Source organism: Enterobacter cloacae complex sp. HYC080_NIDB, from assembly GCF_056673325.1.
On record NZ_CP114212.1, the window covers coordinates 2,541,919 to 2,560,936 of the forward strand.

The 19,018-nt window shown below is 54.6% G+C and carries 19 protein-coding genes and 2 tRNA genes; 14 read left to right on the forward strand and 7 right to left on the reverse strand.

The features are described 5' to 3' along the window. Positions 1-28 precede the first annotated feature (28 nt). Positions 29-925, reverse strand: a complete 897-nt coding sequence (locus O1723_RS12005) for an aldo/keto reductase (protein WP_014883563.1) — start codon at positions 923-925, stop codon at positions 29-31. A gap of 48 nt (positions 926-973) precedes the next feature. After that, on the reverse strand, positions 974-1,213 hold the full coding sequence (locus O1723_RS12010) for a DUF1289 domain-containing protein (protein WP_014883562.1): 240 nt from the start codon (positions 1,211-1,213) through the stop codon (positions 974-976). Between the two features lie 149 nt (positions 1,214-1,362). Between O1723_RS12010 and eptA the strand changes: the two genes are divergently transcribed. The 5 genes from eptA (at position 1,363) to rnt (ending at position 6,034) form a co-directional block, all read left to right on the forward strand. Continuing rightward, positions 1,363-2,988: a phosphoethanolamine transferase EptA gene (gene eptA, locus O1723_RS12015; RefSeq protein ID WP_014883561.1), complete on the forward strand. Its 1,626-nt coding sequence runs from the start codon at positions 1,363-1,365 to the stop codon at positions 2,986-2,988. Between the two features lie 41 nt (positions 2,989-3,029). Beyond that, positions 3,030-3,629: a TetR/AcrR family transcriptional regulator gene (locus tag O1723_RS12020; RefSeq protein WP_014883560.1), complete on the forward strand. Its 600-nt coding sequence runs from the start codon at positions 3,030-3,032 to the stop codon at positions 3,627-3,629. Between the two features lie 53 nt (positions 3,630-3,682). Next, the gene (nemA, locus tag O1723_RS12025; protein ID WP_014883559.1) at positions 3,683-4,780 is read left to right on the forward strand and encodes an alkene reductase; all 1,098 of its coding nucleotides are present in this window, start codon (positions 3,683-3,685) and stop codon (positions 4,778-4,780) included. Positions 4,781-4,880: 100 nt separating this feature from the next. After that, complete coding sequence (gloA, locus tag O1723_RS12030) at positions 4,881-5,288, forward strand: lactoylglutathione lyase (RefSeq protein ID WP_014883558.1); 408 nt, start codon at positions 4,881-4,883, stop codon at positions 5,286-5,288. A 95-nt stretch (positions 5,289-5,383) separates the two neighbouring features. Further along, positions 5,384-6,034 (forward strand): ribonuclease T, encoded by a 651-nt coding sequence (gene rnt, locus O1723_RS12035; RefSeq protein WP_014883557.1) that lies wholly within the window; start codon positions 5,384-5,386, stop codon positions 6,032-6,034. Positions 6,035-6,078: 44 nt separating this feature from the next. On the opposite strand, the gene grxD is transcribed toward rnt, so the two are convergent. Then, positions 6,079-6,426 (reverse strand): monothiol glutaredoxin 4, encoded by a 348-nt coding sequence (grxD, locus tag O1723_RS12040; RefSeq protein ID WP_003832760.1) that lies wholly within the window; start codon positions 6,424-6,426, stop codon positions 6,079-6,081. Between the two features lie 338 nt (positions 6,427-6,764). Here grxD and O1723_RS12045 point away from each other — a divergent pair, with 338 nt between their 5' ends. Together O1723_RS12045 and sodB are read left to right on the forward strand one after the other, a co-directional pair. Further along, a complete protein-coding gene (locus O1723_RS12045) occupies positions 6,765-7,538 on the forward strand; it encodes a C40 family peptidase (RefSeq protein ID WP_014883556.1) in 774 nt (257 codons plus the stop codon). Positions 7,539-7,660: 122 nt separating this feature from the next. Beyond that, positions 7,661-8,242, forward strand: coding sequence for a superoxide dismutase [Fe] (gene sodB / locus O1723_RS12050; RefSeq protein ID WP_014883555.1), 582 nt, complete (start codon positions 7,661-7,663; stop codon positions 8,240-8,242). Positions 8,243-8,281: 39 nt separating this feature from the next. Here sodB and O1723_RS12055 read toward each other — a convergent pair whose 3' ends face one another. Next, positions 8,282-9,448 (reverse strand): MFS transporter, encoded by a 1,167-nt coding sequence (locus O1723_RS12055; RefSeq protein ID WP_014883554.1) that lies wholly within the window; start codon positions 9,446-9,448, stop codon positions 8,282-8,284. Positions 9,449-9,611: 163 nt separating this feature from the next. Further along, complete coding sequence (gene cydH, locus O1723_RS12060) at positions 9,612-9,701, reverse strand: cytochrome bd-I oxidase subunit CydH (protein ID WP_014883553.1); 90 nt, start codon at positions 9,699-9,701, stop codon at positions 9,612-9,614. Between the two features lie 297 nt (positions 9,702-9,998). Between cydH and purR the strand changes: the two genes are divergently transcribed. After that, entirely contained in the window at positions 9,999-11,024 is a 1,026-nt protein-coding gene (purR, locus tag O1723_RS12065) for an HTH-type transcriptional repressor PurR (RefSeq protein WP_014883552.1), read from the forward strand. A 17-nt stretch (positions 11,025-11,041) separates the two neighbouring features. On the opposite strand, the gene punR is transcribed toward purR, so the two are convergent. Next, positions 11,042-11,953, reverse strand: a complete 912-nt coding sequence (gene punR / locus O1723_RS12070) for a DNA-binding transcriptional activator PunR (RefSeq protein ID WP_014883551.1) — start codon at positions 11,951-11,953, stop codon at positions 11,042-11,044. A gap of 114 nt (positions 11,954-12,067) precedes the next feature. On the opposite strand from punR, the gene punC reads away from it, so the two are divergent. Further along, positions 12,068-13,267 (forward strand): purine nucleoside transporter PunC, encoded by a 1,200-nt coding sequence (gene punC / locus O1723_RS12075; protein WP_014883550.1) that lies wholly within the window; start codon positions 12,068-12,070, stop codon positions 13,265-13,267. Between the two features lie 298 nt (positions 13,268-13,565). Next, positions 13,566-14,714: a cyclopropane fatty acyl phospholipid synthase gene (gene cfa, locus O1723_RS12080; RefSeq protein WP_014883549.1), complete on the forward strand. Its 1,149-nt coding sequence runs from the start codon at positions 13,566-13,568 to the stop codon at positions 14,712-14,714. A 31-nt stretch (positions 14,715-14,745) separates the two neighbouring features. Here the strand turns inward: cfa and O1723_RS12085 are convergent, their stop codons facing one another. Next, a complete protein-coding gene (locus tag O1723_RS12085; protein WP_014883548.1) occupies positions 14,746-15,387 on the reverse strand; it encodes a riboflavin synthase in 642 nt (213 codons plus the stop codon). 224 nt (positions 15,388-15,611) lie between these two features. Here O1723_RS12085 and mdtK point away from each other — a divergent pair, with 224 nt between their 5' ends. The 4 genes from mdtK (at position 15,612) to O1723_RS12105 (ending at position 19,010) form a co-directional block, all read left to right on the forward strand. Beyond that, complete coding sequence (mdtK, locus tag O1723_RS12090; protein WP_014883547.1) at positions 15,612-16,985, forward strand: MdtK family multidrug efflux MATE transporter; 1,374 nt, start codon at positions 15,612-15,614, stop codon at positions 16,983-16,985. Between the two features lie 153 nt (positions 16,986-17,138). Next, positions 17,139-17,215, forward strand: a tRNA-Val gene (locus O1723_RS12095). Between the two features lie 4 nt (positions 17,216-17,219). Continuing rightward, positions 17,220-17,296 (forward strand) — tRNA-Val (locus O1723_RS12100). A 118-nt stretch (positions 17,297-17,414) separates the two neighbouring features. Then, positions 17,415-19,010, forward strand: coding sequence for an FAD-NAD(P)-binding protein (locus tag O1723_RS12105; RefSeq protein ID WP_023337183.1), 1,596 nt, complete (start codon positions 17,415-17,417; stop codon positions 19,008-19,010). Positions 19,011-19,018 lie beyond the last annotated feature (8 nt).

Consider the following 19,018-nt stretch of genomic DNA (forward strand, 5'->3'; position numbering starts at 1 on the left):
TTTCACCGGAAAGTCAGATTATGGCGGTTTAAGGCACGTCGTAACCCAGCGCGGCTTTGCGGATGCGGAACCACTGCTGACGTGTCATCTCCAGCTCTTCCGCGGCCAGTGCAGAACGAACGCGTTCGATTTTTCCGGAGCCAATAATCGGCAGCGGTTTTGACGGCAGACGCAGGATCCACGCATACACCACCTGTTCAATGCTCTCCGCGTTCAGCTCACGGGCGATGGTTTCCAGTTCATTGCGCAACGGCTGGAACGCCTCATCATTAAACAGGCGTCCGCCTCCCAGGCAGGACCAGGCCATCGGGCGAATACGCAGCTGTTGCAGCTGGTCGAGCGTACCGTCCAGCAGCAGCGGCTGATGGACAGGGGAAATTTCCACCTGGTTAGTGGCCAGGGTAAACGGCAGCCGAGACTGAAGCAGTGCAAACTGTGCCGGGGTAAAGTTTGAGACGCCGAAGTGACGCACTTTCCCACTCTGATGCAGATGCAGGAACGCTTCCGCCACCTCATCGGCGTCCATCAGCGGGTCTGGGCGGTGAATCAGCAGCAGATCGATGCGATCCGTCGCCAGATTGACCAGCGACTGCTCAGCGCTCTTGATGATATGCGCGCTGTCGGTGATGTAATGGCCGAGGGCGTGCTCAGGTTTTGCGGTGGTGGCAATCCCACACTTCGTGACGATCTCCATGCGGTCGCGGAGTGCCGGAACAAGCTTGAGCGCCTCGCCGAATGCAGCTTCACACAGGTAGCCACCGTAAATATCCGCATGATCGACGGTCGTGACCCCTAAATCGATATGCTCTTCAATAAAGCTCGCCAGCTGGAGGGGGGACATATTCCAGTCCATCAGGCGCCAGTAGCCCATCACAAAACGGGAGAATTCTGGCCCCTGGGGGGCAAGGGTAATTCGCTGAACCATAACATTTTCCTCAAGGACGTGATGTCATGAGTATACGCAATTACCGTGTTAAAACAGTGAAGGTTGCTGAGGTTCTTCGGTCTCAGCGGCTTTGTTTGCGCGGATTTTGCGCAGAAGTCGCTGCCGGCATAGCCGGAGCACCTCCTGTTTTTGCGTGTCGCTGAAGTTTTGCCAGTTAAAGCGCTCGTCACGGGTGCGCATGCACCCGCGGCAATATCCGCGTTCATCTACCTGACAAATACCCCGGCACGGGCTCTGGATGGGGAAAAACTCCAGTTGCTCTGCCACACTGACCTCCGCATGACCACTCTCACCTACAGTGAAGACGCTAAACGCGTCAGGTGCAAGGGCTTTACCACAGTTTTGTGGCATTAAGGTTTCACTAATCTTCCCTCTCTATACTCAGCCCATCATCATAAGAACAGGTTTTTCGATCGATGCAGTTAATCAAAAAGTTACAATGTAACGATATTAAATTTACTCTGGGCTGTGCACTCTTTTTTACTCTGCTGAACGGGCTGTTTATCCAGCGCAGCTGGGCCATTATTGCCCCTGCGCATCTGCACGACATTCTCTTTGCCGCGTCCGTGCCGGTGGTGCTGTTTTGTGGCTGGGTAATTGTTTTTAGCCTGCTCAATATCCCGTACATCCGTAAGCCGCTGCTGATCGTTTTAACTGTCGGTTGCGCTGCGGCAACCTATTTTATGTATACCTACGGCGCGGTCATCGATCAGAACATGATCGTCAACGTGTTCGAAACCAACTCTCAGGAAGCCACCGCCCTGGTTACCCCGCAGATGATTCTGTGGATTGTTGTTGCTGGCCTCGTGCCCTCCGTGGTGCTGGCTCTCACCCGAATTCGTACCGGAAAATGGTGGTACGCGCTGCTGACGCGCGTAGCCGCGATGCTGGGCGCTCTGCTGGTAATCATCCTGATTGCCGCACTGTTTTATAAAGATTACGCGTCGCTGTTCCGCAATAACAAAAGCATCGTCAAAATGGTTACCCCGGCGAACTATGTCAGCGCCGTGGTGAAGTACAGCAAAATGCGCTGGTTTGCCGGCGATCAAACGCTGGTGCGCATTGGCGAAGATGCGCATAAAGGCTCGCTGATTGCGGGTCAGCAAAAGAAAACCGTTCTGGTGCTTGTCGTCGGCGAAGCCTCTCGCGCGGCAAACTACTCCCTGAACGGTTACGGGCGCGAAACCAACCCCGAGCTGAAAAAGCAGGACGTGATTAACTTCCCGCAGGCCTCTTCATGTGGCACCGAAACCGCGGTTTCCGTTCCCTGCATGTTCTCCGGCATGACGCGCAGCAAATACGATGCCGACCTGGCTCGGCATCAGGAAGGGCTGCTTGACGTGCTCAGGCACGCGGGCGTCAACCTGCTGTGGCGCGATAACGACGGCGGCTGTAAAGGCGCCTGCGATCGCGTGCCTCATACCGACATGACGCAGTGGAATCTGGATCAGTTCTGCAAAGACAAATCCTGTATTGACGATGTGAACTTCTACCGTCTGGACAACGTGCTGGATGGCGTGAAGCAAGATACGGTGCTGGTTATCCACCTGATGGGCAGCCACGGTCCGGCGTACTATCGCCGTTACCCGGACAATTTCCGTAAATTCACCCCAACCTGCGACACGAACGAAATTCAGGATTGCGATCATCAGGCGCTGATGAACACCTATGACAACACCATCCTGTATACCGACAGCATGGTCAGCAAAACCATTGACGCACTGAAAGCCCGTCAGGCGAACATGAACACCGCCCTGATTTATTTGTCAGACCACGGTGAATCGCTGGGTGAAAGCGGTATTTACCTGCACGGTACGCCATACATGCTGGCACCCGAGCAACAAACGCACATCCCGTTTATGTTCTGGCTATCGCCGGATTATGCAAAAAACTTTGGCATCAACGCGCAGTGCTTACGCGACTATGCGGCAAAAAATGCGGTTTCGCAGGACAATTTATTCTCAACGGTGCTGGGTATGATGGACATTAAATCAAAGGTTTATCAACAGCAGCTGGATATTCTGAATGGTTGTCGGCAGTAAACAGGCTTGCATTAGACCGAACGGTCTATTAGAGTGAGGCCATGAGCAGAAATACTGAACACGATACCCGCGAACATCTACTGGCGACTGGCGAGCGGCTTTGCATGCATCGCGGTTTCACCGGCATGGGGTTAAGCGAGCTATTAAAAACCGCTGAGGTACCGAAGGGGTCGTTTTATCACTACTTCCGGTCCAAAGAGGCGTTTGGCGTGGCGATGCTGGAGCGGCACTATGCGGGCTACCATCAGCGTCTCGCAACCCACTTCGCCACGGGTGAAGGTAACTATCGGGATCGTGTTCTGAACTACTATCAGGAAACGCTGAATCAGTTCTGTCAGCAGGGCATTATCAGCGGATGCCTGACGGTAAAACTGTCTGCCGAAGTGTGCGATCTCTCCGAAGATATGCGCACGGCGATGGATAAAGGTGCCAGCGGTGTTATCGCCCTGCTGGCCCAGGCGCTGGAAAAAGGCCGCAATGAAAAAACGCTGGCCTTTTCGGGTGAGCCTCTGACTCAGGCGCAGGTGTTATACGCGCTATGGTTAGGCGCTAACCTGCAGGCCAAGATTTCGCGCAGTGCCGTGCCGCTGGAAAGCGCGCTGGCACATGTGAAAAACACAATTACTGCGCCTGGCATTTAACAGGCGTTTTTATTTATCTTATTACTAGTCGACTGGTCTACTCAGGAGTCTTTATGTCAGCTGAAAAATTATTTACCCCCTTAAAAGTGGGTGCCGTTACCGCGCCAAACCGCGTGTTCATGGCTCCGCTTACCCGTCTGCGCAGCATTGAGCCGGGTGACATCCCCACCCCACTGATGGGTGAATACTATCGTCAGCGCGCCAGTTCCGGCCTGATCATCACCGAAGCTACGCAGATTTCTGCTCAGGCTAAAGGTTATGCGGGTGCGCCGGGGCTGCACAGCCCGGAACAGATCGCCGCATGGCAGAAAATTACCGCGGGCGTGCATGCTGAAGAGGGGCGCATTGCCGTCCAGCTGTGGCACACCGGTCGTATCTCCCACAGCAGCATTCAGCCTGGCGGCCAGGCACCGGTTTCAGCCTCTGCCCTGAATGCTAACACCCGCACCTCGCTGCGTGATGAAAACGGTAACGCGATCCGCGTCGATACCTCAACGCCGCGCGCCCTGGAGCTGGATGAGATCCCGGGTATCGTGAACGATTTCCGTCAGGCCGTGGCCAACGCCCGTGAAGCAGGTTTTGATTTGATTGAGCTGCACTCCGCGCACGGTTACCTGCTGCACCAGTTCCTGTCACCGTCATCTAACCAGCGTACCGACCAGTATGGCGGCAGCGTCGAGAACCGCGCCCGTCTGGTGCTGGAAGTGGTTGATGCCGTATGCCAGGAGTGGAGCCCGGATCGTATCGGCATTCGCGTCTCCCCGATCGGTTCTTTCCAGAACGTCGACAACGGCCCGAACGAAGAAGCGGATGCGCTCTATCTGATTGAAGAGCTGGCAAAACGCGGTATCGCCTATCTGCACATGTCTGAGCCAGACTGGGCCGGCGGTAAACCCTATACGGAAGCCTTCCGTCAGAAAGTGCGTGAGCGCTTCCACGGGGTGATCATCGGTGCGGGTGCCTATACGCCAGAGAAAGCGGAAGACCTGATCGGCAAAGGGCTGATCGATGCCGTCGCGTTTGGCCGCGACTATATCGCCAACCCGGACCTGGTTGCCCGTCTGCAACAGAAAGCCGCTCTGAACCCGCAGCGTCCTGAAAGCTTCTACGGCGGCGGCGCTGAAGGTTACACCGACTACCCTTCTCTCTAATCTCACCATTGTTCATTGATAGCGGCGACACTTCGCCGCTATACTAAAACATCGTTTCTGTTCAAAAAAATATTCAAATCCATTGGTTAATGAGGAAATTATGCGCCTACTTCACACCATGCTGCGCGTTGGCGATCTGCAACGTTCTATTGATTTCTACACTAACGTACTGGGCATGAAACTGCTGCGCACCAGCGAAAACCCGGAATACAAATACTCGCTGGCGTTCGTGGGTTACGGCCCGGAAACGGATGAAGCGGTGATTGAGCTGACCTATAACTGGGGCGTGGACAGCTATGACCTCGGCAACGCCTACGGCCATATCGCGCTGGAAGTGGACAACGCAGCCGAAGCGTGCGAACGCATCCGCAGCAACGGCGGTAACGTCACCCGTGAAGCGGGTCCGGTTAAAGGCGGCACCACTGTGATTGCATTTGTGGAAGATCCGGACGGTTACAAAATCGAGCTGATTGAAGCCAAAGATGCCGGTCGTGGTCTGGGCAACTGATCCCTCAGGGCGCAATATGCGCCCGTAGTTTTACTGCATCACCCCGCAAAATTTGCCATAATGCGCTCTGCTTTTTCCCCTTGTAAGAGACCCTGATGTCCGATAACGCTCAATTTAGCGGTCTGTGCGACCGTTTTCGTGGTTTTTATCCCGTTGTCATTGATGTAGAAACAGCCGGATTTAACGCTAAAACCGATGCGCTGCTCGAAATTGCCGCCATCACGCTGAAGATGGATGAACAGGGCTGGCTTACACCAGACACCACGCTGCATTTCCACGTTGAACCTTTCGAAGGGGCAAACTTACAGCCGGAAGCGCTGGCCTTTAACGGTATCGATCCGCATAACCCACTGCGCGGTGCGGTAGGCGAATATGATGCGCTGCACGCCATTTTTAAAATGGTGCGTAAAGGCATGAAAGAGAGTAACTGCAGCCGCGCCATCATGGTGGCGCATAACGCCACCTTCGATCACACCTTTACCATGGCCGCAGCGGAGCGCGCCTCGCTCAAACGCAACCCTTTCCACCCGTTTGTCACCTTCGACACGGCTGCACTGAGCGGTCTGGCGCTGGGACAAACGGTGTTATCAAAAGCCTGTATTACGGCGGGTATTGAATTTGACGGCACGCAGGCACACTCGGCTCTGTATGACACGGAGCGCACCGCAGAGCTGTTCTGTGAGATCGTCAACCGCTGGAAGCGACTGGGCGGCTGGCCGCTGCCGACAGGTGACAGCGAAGAATAAAAAAAGCGACCTTAACAGGTCGCTTTTTTATTTGCGCAGCAAACTTACTCTGCGTCCGGCTCTTCGGTTTTGTACTTCGCCGCGGTCTCTTTGATCAGCTGCTGCAGTTCACCGCGCTGATACATTTCAATCAGGATATCGCAGCCGCCTACCAGCTCACCGTCTACCCACAGCTGCGGGAAGGTTGGCCAGTTAGCGTATTTTGGCAGCTCAGCACGGATGTCCGGGTTCTGCAGGATATCAACGTAAGCAAAACGCTCACCACAGGCTGAGAGCGCCTGAACCGCTTGCGCGGAGAAGCCGCAGCTTGGCAGCTTCGGAGAACCTTTCATATACAGCAGAATCGGGTTTTCAGCGATCTGGCGCTGGATTTTTTCAATAGTGGTGCTCATGTCTTGCTTCCTTTAACTTCTGTTACGGCAATAGTCTGACATTGTAGCGGGTCAGGCTGGCATCGGAAAATAACATTTTCGTCACGTTTATACATTTTACCGCGACTCTACAAAAGTTGCATTGCAAATGGTGTTTAACCCTGCGGCAGTCAGGGTTTTGCTTAGGGAGTGAACAATTGTGCGACAGAACGATGAATTTTTTTGCACTTGCTAACGAAACAGGTTTTTAGATTGAAAAATGCTATTAACTTCTCGGGTTTTTATGGATTAGAATCGACGGGCTTTGTAAATCACTCGCGGGTATTATTGATGACCTGCATTTATCAGGGGACTGCCCAGTGGCGCGGATAACAAAAATCTCGATCACGCTCTGTGCTTTACTGTTTACATCACTCACTCTCACGCCAGTGGCAAACGCCTCTCAGCAGGCGCGGCATTCTGCTGTACAAAAAAGCCATCTGGTGAAAGCCACAGAACGTAAGAAAAAAACCACCACAAAGAACGAAAAGAAAAAGACGACCACCAAGACGACACAAACCGCTTCCAGCAAGACCAAAACAAAATCTTCCCGCACTGCCCACACCACCAAAAGTAAAACTTCGCTGACCGCGGCTAACCTCGTCACTGAAAAATGCATTACGCGTAAAGGCCACAAAGCGAAATGCACCAAAGTCACGAAAATCGCGGAAGTACATAAAGTCCGTGTACAGAAAGCGCAAAAAACCGCGATGAATAAACTGATGGGGCAAATTGGCAAACCTTATCGATGGGGTGGCAGTTCGCCACGAACCGGCTTCGACTGTAGCGGCCTGGTCTATTACGCCTATAAAGATCTGGTTAAGTTCCGCATTCCGCGTACCGCTAATGAGATGTACCACCTGCGCGACGCCTCTCCGGTGAGCCGTGGTGAGCTGGAAAACGGCGATCTGGTCTTCTTCCGCACGCAAGGCCGCGGCACGGCTGACCATGTGGGTGTCTATGTCGGCAACGGGAAATTTATCCAGTCACCGCGCAGCGGCCAGGATATTCAGATCACCTCCCTGAGTGAAGATTACTGGGTGCGTCACTACGTCGGCGCACGTCGCGTGATGACGCCGAAAACTATTCGCTAACCCCTGCCCTGCCGCATCCGTGGCAGGGTAAGTTCCTCTTTTGCATACCCTTTCAATTTGCTATCCTGTCCTTGTTGTCTGTGTGGTTATTGGCAACGCTAAATACAATAAGGAGAGAAGCAATGTCGTTCGAATTACCTGCACTACCGTATGCAAAAGACGCCCTGGCACCGCACATTTCTGCGGAAACCCTGGAATACCATTACGGCAAACATCACCAGACGTATGTCACCAACCTGAACAATCTGATCAAAGGCACCGATTTCGAAGGCAAAACGCTGGAAGAGATCGTCCGTAGCTCAGAGGGTGGCGTATTTAACAACGCGGCTCAGGTGTGGAACCACACCTTCTACTGGCACTGCCTGGCACCCAATGCCGGTGGTGAACCTGCCGGTGAACTGGCTTCCGCGATTAACGCCGCCTTTGGCAGCTTCGCCGATTTCAAAGCGAAGTTTACGGATGCCGCCATCAAGAACTTCGGCTCTGGCTGGACGTGGCTGGTAAAAGAAGCGGATGGCAAACTGGCAATCGTGTCCACCTCTAATGCAGGCACCCCGCTGACCACCAGCGCTACGCCGCTGATGACCGTGGACGTGTGGGAGCACGCTTACTACATTGATTACCGTAACGCGCGCCCGAACTACCTGGAGCACTTCTGGGCACTGGTCAACTGGGACTTCGTCGCGAAGAACTTCACCGCGTAAGAGAGACGCAGAAGGGGTCCCCCTTCTGCGTTATTTTTATTATTCCGCCGTGCAAACGGCTTCTGGCTGTTTCCGGCCGGACATCATCACCAGCAGCAGGCCGAGCGCGGCAATAATCGCCCCCATCACCGGCACAAAGCTGTATCCCAGACCGCCAGAAATGACGGCGCCGCCCGCCGCAGCACCCAAGGCATTCCCCAGGTTAAACGCACCGATATTCACTGAAGAAGAGAGACCCGGCGCCTCGTGGGCGACACGCATCACGCGCATCTGCAGCGGCGGCACCACGGCGAAGGTGGCTGCGCCCCAGACAACCATCGCGATGGCCGCGCCAAACTCGTTACGCGCCAGCCACGGAATCGCGATCATGATGGCAATCAGCAAGGTTAAAAAGCCTTTCAACGTTCCGGTCACTGAACGGTCAGCAAATTTCCCGCCAAGGTAGTTACCCATTGAGAACCCTACGCCAATCAATACCAGCATCGCGGTAATAAAGATTGGGGTTGCATGGGTGATATCGTGCAGCACCGGTGAAATGTAGGTATAGAGCGTAAACATCGCCCCGGCCCCCAGCACGGTGGTCAGCAGTGCAGAAAGCACCTGCGGGCGCACCAGTACCGACAGCTCTTTGCGCACGTCCGGACGTTCACCCGCGCTGCCTTTCGGCAGGGAGAAGAACAAGGCCACCATCGCCACCACGCCCAGCCCGGCGGTTGCCAGGAATGACATACGCCAGCCGATCGCTTCACCCAGCCAGGTCGCAGCCGGTACGCCGCCAATGTTGGCAATCGTCAGCCCCATAAACATGGTCGCCACGGCGCTTGCCTGCTTATGTTTCGGCACCACGCTTGCGGCCACGACCGAGCCCAGCCCAAAGAACGCGCCATGGTTCAGGCTGGTCAAAATGCGCGACAGCATCAGGGTGGTGTAGTCAGGTGAAATGGCAGAGAGCACGTTGCCCAGGGTGAAAATCGCCATCAGGAAAATCAGCGCATTACGGCGCGCGCGGTGTGAAAGCAGTAGCGTCATCAGCGGCGCCCCCACCATCACGCCGATGGCATAAGCGCTGATTAACATCCCGGCCGCAGGGATCGAGACATCCACGCCCCGGGCGATAACAGGCAGCAACCCCATCGGGGAGAATTCGGTGGTGCCAATCCCAAAAGCGCCAATCGCCAGGGCCAGCAGGGGAAAATTGATTTTCATGCGTCAACTCCGGATACCGTGTCATGTCGTGACACAGAACAAAGAAGCGGAAAGCATGACATCAATCACAAAAAATGAGAAGTTAACAAAATGGCAAAAGATTTTTGCCTGAGAAGTAACAATCCGGTAAACCGGGAGGGAGAAGATTCTCCCTCCGCGTAAATCAGTGCAGCGCAGCCGTCAGGCCAGCCGCCACAATCAGCGCCAGCACAACGATGGTGGTGAACAGCGAAAACTTCAGATCGGAACTCATCAATTTTTCTCCTTTTAATCCCCCCACGAAAAGTGAGCTTGCTCATTTTTGCACAGTTTACGTCAAAAATCTTCCCGGATTTAAGCTGATAACCACTTTACCTCTTCCCCTTTTCATCAAGATAGGACAAAATTCCACGCTAAATTTATTAGCGTACCGGCCATTGACCCCCTCCTGACGTCCCGTGTCGTTTTCCTGGCGTACCGCAATCTAAAATTGCGTGATAAGGGTGAGAGAAGGCAAACGTTTACCTTCAAGTATTTCAGGAGTTTAGGATATGGTCTGGAGTGACATTTAATGGCAACAATTAAAGACGTAGCAAAACGCGCAAACGTTTCCACTACAACCGTATCACATGTAATTAACAAAACCCGCTTTGTGGCGGAAGAGACGCGCAACGCCGTCTGGGCAGCAATCAAAGAGCTGCACTACTCGCCAAGTGCGGTTGCGCGCAGCCTCAAGGTGAATCACACCAAATCGATTGGTCTGCTGGCGACCAGCAGCGAAGCGGCCTATTTTGCTGAGATCATTGAGGCGGTAGAGAAAAACTGCTTCCAGAAAGGCTATACCCTGATTCTGGGCAACGCGTGGAACAGCATTGAAAAACAGCGAGCCTATCTCTCCATGATGGCGCAGAAGCGCGTGGATGGCCTGCTGGTGATGTGTTCCGAGTACCCGGAATCCGTACTGTCGATGCTTGAAGAGTATCGACATATCCCGATGGTGGTGATGGACTGGGGTGAAGCCCGTGCGGATTTCACGGATTCCGTTATCGACAACGCCTTTGAAGGCGGCTATATGGCGGGCCGTTATTTGATCGAACGCGGTCATCGTGAGATTGGCGTGATCCCGGGTCCGCTTGAGCGTAACACCGGTGCAGGTCGTCTGGCTGGCTTTATGAAAGCAATGGAAGAAGCGCTGATCACCGTGCCAGAAAACTGGATCGTACAGGGTGACTTTGAGCCGGAATCAGGCTACCGCGCGATGCAGCAGATTGTCTCCCAGCAACATCGTCCTACCGCCGTTTTCTGCGGGGGCGACATCATGGCGATGGGCGCGCTCTGTGCGGCCGATGAGCTGGGTCTGCGCGTCCCGCAGGACATTTCCGTGATCGGCTATGACAACGTGCGCAACGCACGCTTCTTTACCCCTGCGCTGACCACCATTCACCAGCCGAAAGATTCGCTGGGTGAAACGGCCTTCAACATGCTGCTCGACAGGATCGTCAACAAACGTGAAGAGTCGCAGTCCATTGAAGTCCACCCGCGCCTCATCGAACGCCGTTCCGTTGCGGATGGTCCGTTCCGCGACTACCGTCGTTAATCGCTTTACGGAGCCAGTCACACTGGCTCCCGTAACCATTCCCGGTTAAGCGTTTCGCTGTCCCCCAGATAATCCAGCAGCCAGGCCATAGCAGGTGAAACATCATTTTGTTGCCAGGTCAGGCAGCAAGCCGCATCCGGGAACGGATTCTCCAGCGTCAGTTCAACCCACTCGCCGGTGTCGATTCTCGGGCGCGCAAAATGAACGGGCACCATCGCGACGCACAGCCCTGCACTGAGGCAGGTCGCCGACGATTCCCAGTCCGGGGCGACCACGCGACGCTGGTTATCCAGCAGCCAGGTGATACGCTTGGGCAGCGAGCGGGAGGTGTCCTCCAGCACCAGCGACGGCCAGTTACGCAGGGTATCGTCGCTTAACGGCCCCTCCATGGCCGCCAGGGGATGATCGCGTGCCACTACGCATTTCCAGCTCAGCATCCCCATATCGCGAAAGGCGTAGCGTCCCCCAACCGGAATCGCCTGCGTCGCCCCAATCGCCATTTCTACCCTGCCGTCCGACAGCGCGTCCCACACGCCGTTGAACACTTCCTGCGAAACACGCAACTCAACGTCAGAAAAATGACGATAGAAATCGACGATCATTTGCCGGGTGCGCTCCGGCTTCACGATATTATCGACCGCGATGGAAAGATGCCCCCGCCAGCCGTTAGCGATCTGCTGACACTGTTCGCGGGTGATCTGCATTTTTTTGATAACAGAACGCCCTTCTTTCAAAAACCACGCCCCGGCAGGCGTTAATTCCACATCACGATGTCGCCGTTCAAACAGCGGAACGGCCAGCCACTCTTCTAGCTGACGCACCGTATAGCTGATTGCCGACGGGACGCGGTGCAGCTCCTGCGCTGCACCGCTAAAGCTGCCGTTACGCGCGACAGCATCGACCACTTCAAGAGAATAATCTGACCACATTTTCTGCCTGCAAAAAATTTGAATGCACCCGCCAAATATTAGCGTTTCACAAGCCGCTTTGCACTCCCTACACTCTGCGCCAATGTACACCTGCCTCCTCAGGAGAAGAAAATAATGCAACCCAGGAAAGGTTTTTTAGTCTGGCTCGGCGGCTTAAGCGTGCTGGGCTTTTTAGCCACCGATATGTACCTGCCGGCTTTCGCCGCCATGCAGGAAGATCTGCAAACCCCTGCCGCCGCGATCAGCGCCAGCCTGAGTTTGTTCCTCGCCGGTTTTGCCTTCGCGCAGCTGCTCTGGGGACCGCTCTCGGATCGCTTTGGCCGCAAGCCGGTACTGTTGCTGGGTCTGGCCATTTTTGCCATGGGCTGTCTGGGGATGCTATGGGTTCGCGACGCCACCTGGCTGCTGGTACTGCGTTTTATTCAGGCAGTCGGCGTCTGCGCCGCGGCCGTCACCTGGCAGGCGCTGGTGACCGACTACTATCCGGCGAACCGTACAAACCGAATTTTCGCGACCATTATGCCGCTGGTGGGGCTTTCCCCTGCCCTCGCCCCGCTGTTGGGTAGCTGGATCCTCGCGCACTTCGACTGGCAGGCCATCTTTGCCACGCTGTTTGCCATCACGCTGATCCTGATGCTGCCGGCGTTCGCCCTCAAGCCCGCGCATAAAAAAGAGGCGCATGCCGACGCCAGCCCAATTACCTTTGCCTCCCTGCTGAGCGCCAAAGCGTATCGCGGTAATGTGCTGATTTATGCTGCCTGCTCGGCGAGCTTCTTCGCATGGCTGACCGGTTCACCCTTTATTCTGCACGATATGGGCTACAGCCCGGCGGCCATCGGTCTAAGCTATGTTCCGCAGACCATCGCGTTCCTGGTTGGCGGGTACGGCTGTCGCGCGGCGCTGCAAAAATGGGAAGGCCAGCAGATGCTGCCGTGGTTGCTGGTGCTGTATGCGTTGAGCGTTATCGGGACCTGGGCCGTCGGCTTTATTCCCGGCGTCGGTCTGGCTGAAATTTTGATTCCATTCTGCGTAATGGCCATCGCGAACGGCGCGATATACCCTATCGTTGTGGCGCAGGCGCTTCGTCCCTTCCCGCAGGCGACAGGCCGTGCGGCCGCACTTCAGAATACGCTGCAACTGGGGCTGTGCTTCCTGGCCAGTCTGGTGGTCTCGGCGCTGATTGCCACGCCGCTCCTGACCACCACCAGCGTGATGCTGGTTACCGTTGCGCTGGCCGGCATGGGCTATCGTATGCAGGCAGCCGCGCAGCGTGCGCAGGATAACCGCGCGCAGGCAGAAACGTCACATGCGTAATTACTGCAAAAATTATGTAACTTTTCGGTGATTAGGTTGCTAACAATTTTCTATTGAATCAACAAATTTTGCGGCCTATACTAAATTTGGTTCGATTAAATACGATAAATATTAAGTGTTAACGGGAGCCGGAGTGCTCCCGTTTTACCATGGAAGGCATTTCGGCAAGGGTTATCTCCCTTCCTCTGTTCTACGTCGGATACTAGCCTCGCGGTATATACCGTGAGATTTCTCACAAACCAAAAAAAGCGTCTACGCTGTTTGAAGGTTCTGATCACAGTAGGGTGATGGAGAAGCTATGAGTTCATCGTGTATTGAAGAAGTCAGCGTTCCGGACGATAACTGGTCCCGGATCGTCAGTGAACTGTTAGGTCGAGCAGGCATCACGATTAATGGATCATCGCCATCCGATCCTCAGGTTAAACATCCCGACTTTTTTAAACGCGTGTTACGAGAGGGATCGTTAGGCCTGGGAGAAAGTTATATGGATGGCTGGTGGGAATGCGAACGGCTGGATATATTTTTCACCCGCGTTTTGCGTGCTGGTCTGGAAAATCAACTCCCTCGCCATCTGAAAGACACCCTGCGCGTCGCCTCAGCCCGCCTGTTTAACCTGCAAAGTAAAAAACGCGCCTGGATCGTCGGCAAAGAGCACTACGACCTTGGCAACGACCTGTTCAGCCGTATGCTGGACCCCTTCATGCAATATTCCTGCGCCTACTGGAAAGAGGCATCGACGCTTGAAGAGGCGCAACAGGCCAAGCTGCGTCTGATTAGCGAGAAACTGCAGCTTGAGCCCGGAATGCGTGTCCTGGATATCGGCTGCGGCTGGGGTGGGCTGGCGTATTTTATGGCGAAGCACTATGGCGTCAGCGTCGTCGGCGTCACGATTTCAGCAGAACAGCAAAAGCTGGCGCGAGAACGCTGCCAGGGTCTTGATGTTGACATCCGGCTGCAGGATTACCGTGACCTGAACGAACAGTTTGATCGTATTGTCTCCGTGGGTATGTTCGAACATGTTGGCCCGAAAAACTACGACACCTATTTTGACGTCGTGGATCGCAATTTGAAACCAGACGGCATTTTCCTGCTGCACACCATCGGGTCTAAGCGCACCGACAACAACGTCGACCCGTGGATCAACAAATACATCTTCCCGAATGGCTGTTTACCGTCCGTGCGCCAGATTGCCAACGCCAGCGAGTCCCATTTCGTGATGGAAGACTGGCATAACTTTGGCGCGGATTACGACACCACATTGATGGCATGGCATGCACGTTTTCAGGAAGCCTGGCCGGAGATTGCGGACAACTACTCTGAACGATTCAAGCGGATGTTTAGCTATTATCTGAATGCCTGCGCGGGGGCGTTTCGCGCGCGGGATATTCAGCTCTGGCAGGTTGTTTTCAGCCGAGGGATTGAGCACGGCTTGCGGGTCGCCCGCTAAAAAAATAACCCCGGTTACCCGGGGTTATTTTTTATTCGTCTTCTGTGCTCGTTATTATTGCCGCTTCTTTTGCCGCCAGCACGCGCTCAACCGTATCCACTACCGCCTGGGTTTGCGGATCGATTTCGATATTCACGCGATGCCCGAGTTTTTTCGAACCCAGCGTGGTGCGTTGCAGCGTTTCAGGAATTAAATGCACGCAAAAACGCGTTGCCGTCACTTCTCCAACCGTCAGGCTAATCCCATCAATGCCAATAAATCCTTTATAGAGGATGTATTTCATTAATGACGGATCCTGCATTTTGAACCAGATTTGACGGTTATTTTCCGATGTCACGATTTTCGCCACTTCAGCCGTGGTCATGATGTGCCCCGACATCAGATGGCCGCCAATCTCATCACTGAACTTCGCCGCACGCTCAACGTTGACGGTATCACCTACAGCCAGCTCGCCCAGATTAGTAATACGCAGGGTCTCTTTCATTAAATCAAAGCTGATCTTGTTGCCATTAATTTCGGTGACGGTCAGACAGCAGCCGTTATGGGCAATCGAGGCGCCGGTTTCGATGCCATCAAGCATATATTCCGGCAGCTCTACAACATGCGTACGAAAATTAGGTTTTTCATCAATGGACACCACTTTGGCAGTGCCCTGCACAATACCAGTAAACATGCTTACAACTCCTGTTTTCTCCGGACGGTGGTTACACCGTTTAATCCCACCACAATAACAGTTGGAAAAAGAGGTTGCCAGCGGAGCGCATTTTCTGGCGATTTTTTCACTAGATAAATAGCTAAAGCCCGCTACAATAGCTGGCACCCCCCGCATTTTCTTCTTGCTGCCCGTTACGGCGGCTTTTTTAGTCTCTCTTATAACTACAAAATAAAGGTGTTCACGTGCAGAAGTACATGAATGAAGCGCGGCAGTTATTGGCACTGGCGATACCAGTGATCATCGCGCAAGTGGCCCAGACCGCAATGGGATTTGTGGATACCGTCATGGCAGGTGGCTATAGCGCCACTGATATGGCGGCCGTCGCCATCGGTACATCAATCTGGCTTCCGGCCATCCTGTTCGGCCATGGTCTGCTGCTCGCGCTGACGCCGGTTATTGCTCAACTTAATGGTTCGGGACGTCGCGAACGCATTGCCCATCAGGTCCGCCAGGGGTTCTGGCTGGCCGGATTTGTCTCCGTGCTGATTATGGTCGTGCTCTGGAACGCCGGTCATATCATTCGCGCGATGGATAACATTGACCCGGCACTGGCTGACAAAGCCGTGGGCTATCTGCGTGCCCTGCTCTGGGGGGCACCGGGCTATCTCTTCTTCCAGGTAGCGCGTAACCAGTGCGAAGGCCTGGCGAAAACCAAGCCCGGGATGGTGATGGGCTTTATCGGCCTGCTGGTGAATATTCCGGTGAACTATATCTTTATTTACGGTCATTTCGGGATGCCAGAGCTGGGCGGCGTCGGCTGCGGCGTGGCAACCGCGGCGGTCTACTGGGTAATGTTCTTCTGTATGCTTACCTTTGTGAAACACGCCCGCTCTATGCGCGATATTCGTAATGAGAAAAGATTCAGTACGCCGGACTGGAGCATCATGACGCGCCTGATGCAGTTAGGCTTGCCGATTGCGCTGGCCCTGTTTTTTGAAGTGACGCTCTTTGCCGTCGTCGCCCTGCTGGTCTCCCCACTGGGGATCGTTAACGTGGCCGGGCATCAGATTGCGCTCAACTTCAGCTCCCTGATGTTCGTTCTGCCGATGTCGCTGGCGGCGGCGGTGACGATTCGCGTCGGCTTCCGCCTGGGCCAGGGCTCGACGCTGGATGCGCAAACGGCCGCACGGACCGGGCTGGGCGTCGGTGTCTGCATGGCGGTCTGTACGGCGCTCTTTACCGTTGCATTACGCGAGCAAATTGCCCTGCTCTATAACGACAACCCGGAAGTGGTGGCACTGGCCTCGCACCTGATGCTGCTCGCCGCGGTGTACCAGATTTCAGACTCTATCCAGGTGATTGGCAGCGGCGTGCTTCGCGGATACAAAGATACGCGCTCCATCTTCTTTATCACCTTCATCGCCTACTGGGTACTGGGACTGCCGTGCGGCTACATCCTGGCCCTGACCGATCTGGTGGTTGACCGCATGGGACCCGCCGGGTTCTGGATGGGCTTTATCATTGGTCTGACGTCAGCCGCGATCATGATGATGATGCGCATGCGCTTCCTGCAGCGCCAGCCATCAACCGTGATTTTGCAACGCGCTGCGCGTTAAATACGCAGTAGCCGTCTGCTGGCGGCTACTTTCTCTTCACTTTGCGCGGTAATGAAGCAATCGCGTGAAATCAGAGAGAAAAATGCATTTTCCCTCTTGCCACCTTGATGCTGTGCCGCTAATATTCGTCCCCGTTGTCACCGACAACACGTTGCGTTCATAGCTCAGTTGGTTAGAGCACCACCTTGACATGGTGGGGGTCGTTGGTTCGAGTCCAATTGAACGCACCATTCTGCGTCCGTAGCTCAGTTGGTTAGAGCACCACCTTGACATGGTGGGGGTCGGTGGTTCGAGTCCACTCGGACGCACCATTTCAGTCCTGAAATGGTGCAAATCCTCTTCAGATACCCTGATTTTTCTTAATCCCTTATTTTCATCATTATTCTCCTGCTACGCTTTTCTTATGGAAAAAATACAGGAAGCGCGTTGATGAAGAGTATCGCCATTATCGGCTCCGGCCCCACAGGGATTTACACCTTTTATCATCTGCTTAAAAACAGCACCCCGCTCTCAGTTTCCGTCTTTGAACAGGCCGATGACGCTGGCGTGGGCATGCCTTATAACGACGACGATAATTCTCGCCTGATGCTGGCGAACATTGCGAGCATTGAAATCCCGCCCATTTTTATGACCTACCTCGACTGGCTGAAGGGACAGAGCGAAGCGCACCTGGCGCGTTTTAAGGTAGATAAAACCACGCTCCACGATCGGCAGTTCCTGCCCCGGATCCTGCTGGGTGAATATTTTCGCGACAGCTTTCGAACCATCGTCAAAGAAGCTAAAAAGCAGGGGTTCGAGGTTAACATCCATGAATCCGCAGCCGTTACCGACGTCATTCCCTCCTCAACCGGCGTCACGCTTTCCGTCAATGGCAACGTCTTTCCTGAACGCTTTGACCTTGCGGTTATTGCCACCGGTCACGTCTGGCCAGACGAGGACGAAGCCATGCGCACATTCTTCCCAAGCCCGTGGTCCGGTCTGATGGACGCCCGCATTCCCCCTTGCCGCGTTGGCATTATGGGAACATCGTTAAGCGGTCTGGATGCGGCGATGGCGGTGGTGATGCAGCACGGTGAGTTCCGTGACGGTAAATTCATCCTGGACGAAGGCAGTGAAGCGTTAAACATTACGCTGATGTCGCGGACAGGCATTCTGCCGGAAGCCGATTTTTACTGCCCTATCCCTTACGAACCGCTGTCCGTTTTAACCGCATCCGTGGTTGAAGGCGAGATAGCCAAAGGATCGGATGGCCTGCTTGACCGCATTTTTGCCCTGATGGTGAAAGAACTTCAACGTGCCGACCCGGCATGGTGCGAGAAAATTTCTCTGCAACGCCACAACGCCGACAGCCTGCGTGACGCCTGGTTTGAGGATCGTCAACAGCACGGTCCGTTTAGCTGGGCGGAAGAGAACCTCAATGAAGTTGAACGGAACAAACGCGAACGGCGCACCGTCGCCTGGCGCTATACCGTCCTTCGGCTGCATGAGGTCGTTCAGGAGATTGTTCCCCATCTTAGCGATCAGGACAGAGAGCGCTTCAAAAACGGGCTGGCCCGCGTGTTTATCGACAACTATGCGGCGATCCCTCCGCAGTCTATCCGCAGACTGCTTGCGCTTCGCGAGGCTGGCATCATCAGCGTGGCGGCCCTGGGCGACGACTATACGCTGGATGTTGGCAGCGACCGCACGGTGGTGTCCACAAAAGAGACCGTTTACCGCTTTGACGTTTTCATCGATGCACGCGGGCAAAAGCCGCTCAAAACCAAAGATCTGCCTTTCCCCTCACTGCGCAGAGCGCTGGAAACGACCGGCGACGAGATACCCGATGTCGGTGAAGATTACACGCTAAATGCGCCTGAAACGGTTCGCGGGCGCATCGCGTTTGGCGCGATACCGTGGCTGATGCACGATCATCCCTTTGTTCAGGGGCTGGCGGAGTGTGCAGAGATTGCAGAGGCGATGGCCAGGGCGGCTGAAAAACCGGCCACAGGTTTACGGCGTCGATTACCGTACGTAGAGAACTGACAGGGCTT

Bases quoted from the DNA above. Each gene is read 5' to 3' on its own strand.
- O1723_RS12005 (WP_014883563.1), bottom strand. From the start codon at position 925: ATGGTTCAGCGAATTACCCTTGCCCCCCAGGGGCCAGAATTCTCCCGT.
- eptA (WP_014883561.1), top strand. From the start codon at position 1,363: ATGCAGTTAATCAAAAAGTTACAATGTAACGATATTAAATTTACTCTG.
- O1723_RS12020 (WP_014883560.1), top strand. From the start codon at position 3,030: ATGAGCAGAAATACTGAACACGATACCCGCGAACATCTACTGGCGACT.
- nemA (WP_014883559.1), top strand. From the start codon at position 3,683: ATGTCAGCTGAAAAATTATTTACCCCCTTAAAAGTGGGTGCCGTTACC.
- gloA (WP_014883558.1), top strand. From the start codon at position 4,881: ATGCGCCTACTTCACACCATGCTGCGCGTTGGCGATCTGCAACGTTCT.
- rnt (WP_014883557.1), top strand. From the start codon at position 5,384: ATGTCCGATAACGCTCAATTTAGCGGTCTGTGCGACCGTTTTCGTGGT.
- grxD (WP_003832760.1), bottom strand. From the start codon at position 6,426: ATGAGCACCACTATTGAAAAAATCCAGCGCCAGATCGCTGAAAACCCG.
- sodB (WP_014883555.1), top strand. From the start codon at position 7,661: ATGTCGTTCGAATTACCTGCACTACCGTATGCAAAAGACGCCCTGGCA.
- O1723_RS12055 (WP_014883554.1), bottom strand. From the start codon at position 9,448: ATGAAAATCAATTTTCCCCTGCTGGCCCTGGCGATTGGCGCTTTTGGG.
- cydH (WP_014883553.1), bottom strand. From the start codon at position 9,701: ATGAGTTCCGATCTGAAGTTTTCGCTGTTCACCACCATCGTTGTGCTG.
- purR (WP_014883552.1), top strand. From the start codon at position 9,999: ATGGCAACAATTAAAGACGTAGCAAAACGCGCAAACGTTTCCACTACA.
- punR (WP_014883551.1), bottom strand. From the start codon at position 11,953: ATGTGGTCAGATTATTCTCTTGAAGTGGTCGATGCTGTCGCGCGTAAC.
- punC (WP_014883550.1), top strand. From the start codon at position 12,068: ATGCAACCCAGGAAAGGTTTTTTAGTCTGGCTCGGCGGCTTAAGCGTG.
- cfa (WP_014883549.1), top strand. From the start codon at position 13,566: ATGAGTTCATCGTGTATTGAAGAAGTCAGCGTTCCGGACGATAACTGG.
- O1723_RS12085 (WP_014883548.1), bottom strand. From the start codon at position 15,387: ATGTTTACTGGTATTGTGCAGGGCACTGCCAAAGTGGTGTCCATTGAT.
- O1723_RS12105 (WP_023337183.1), top strand. From the start codon at position 17,415: ATGAAGAGTATCGCCATTATCGGCTCCGGCCCCACAGGGATTTACACC.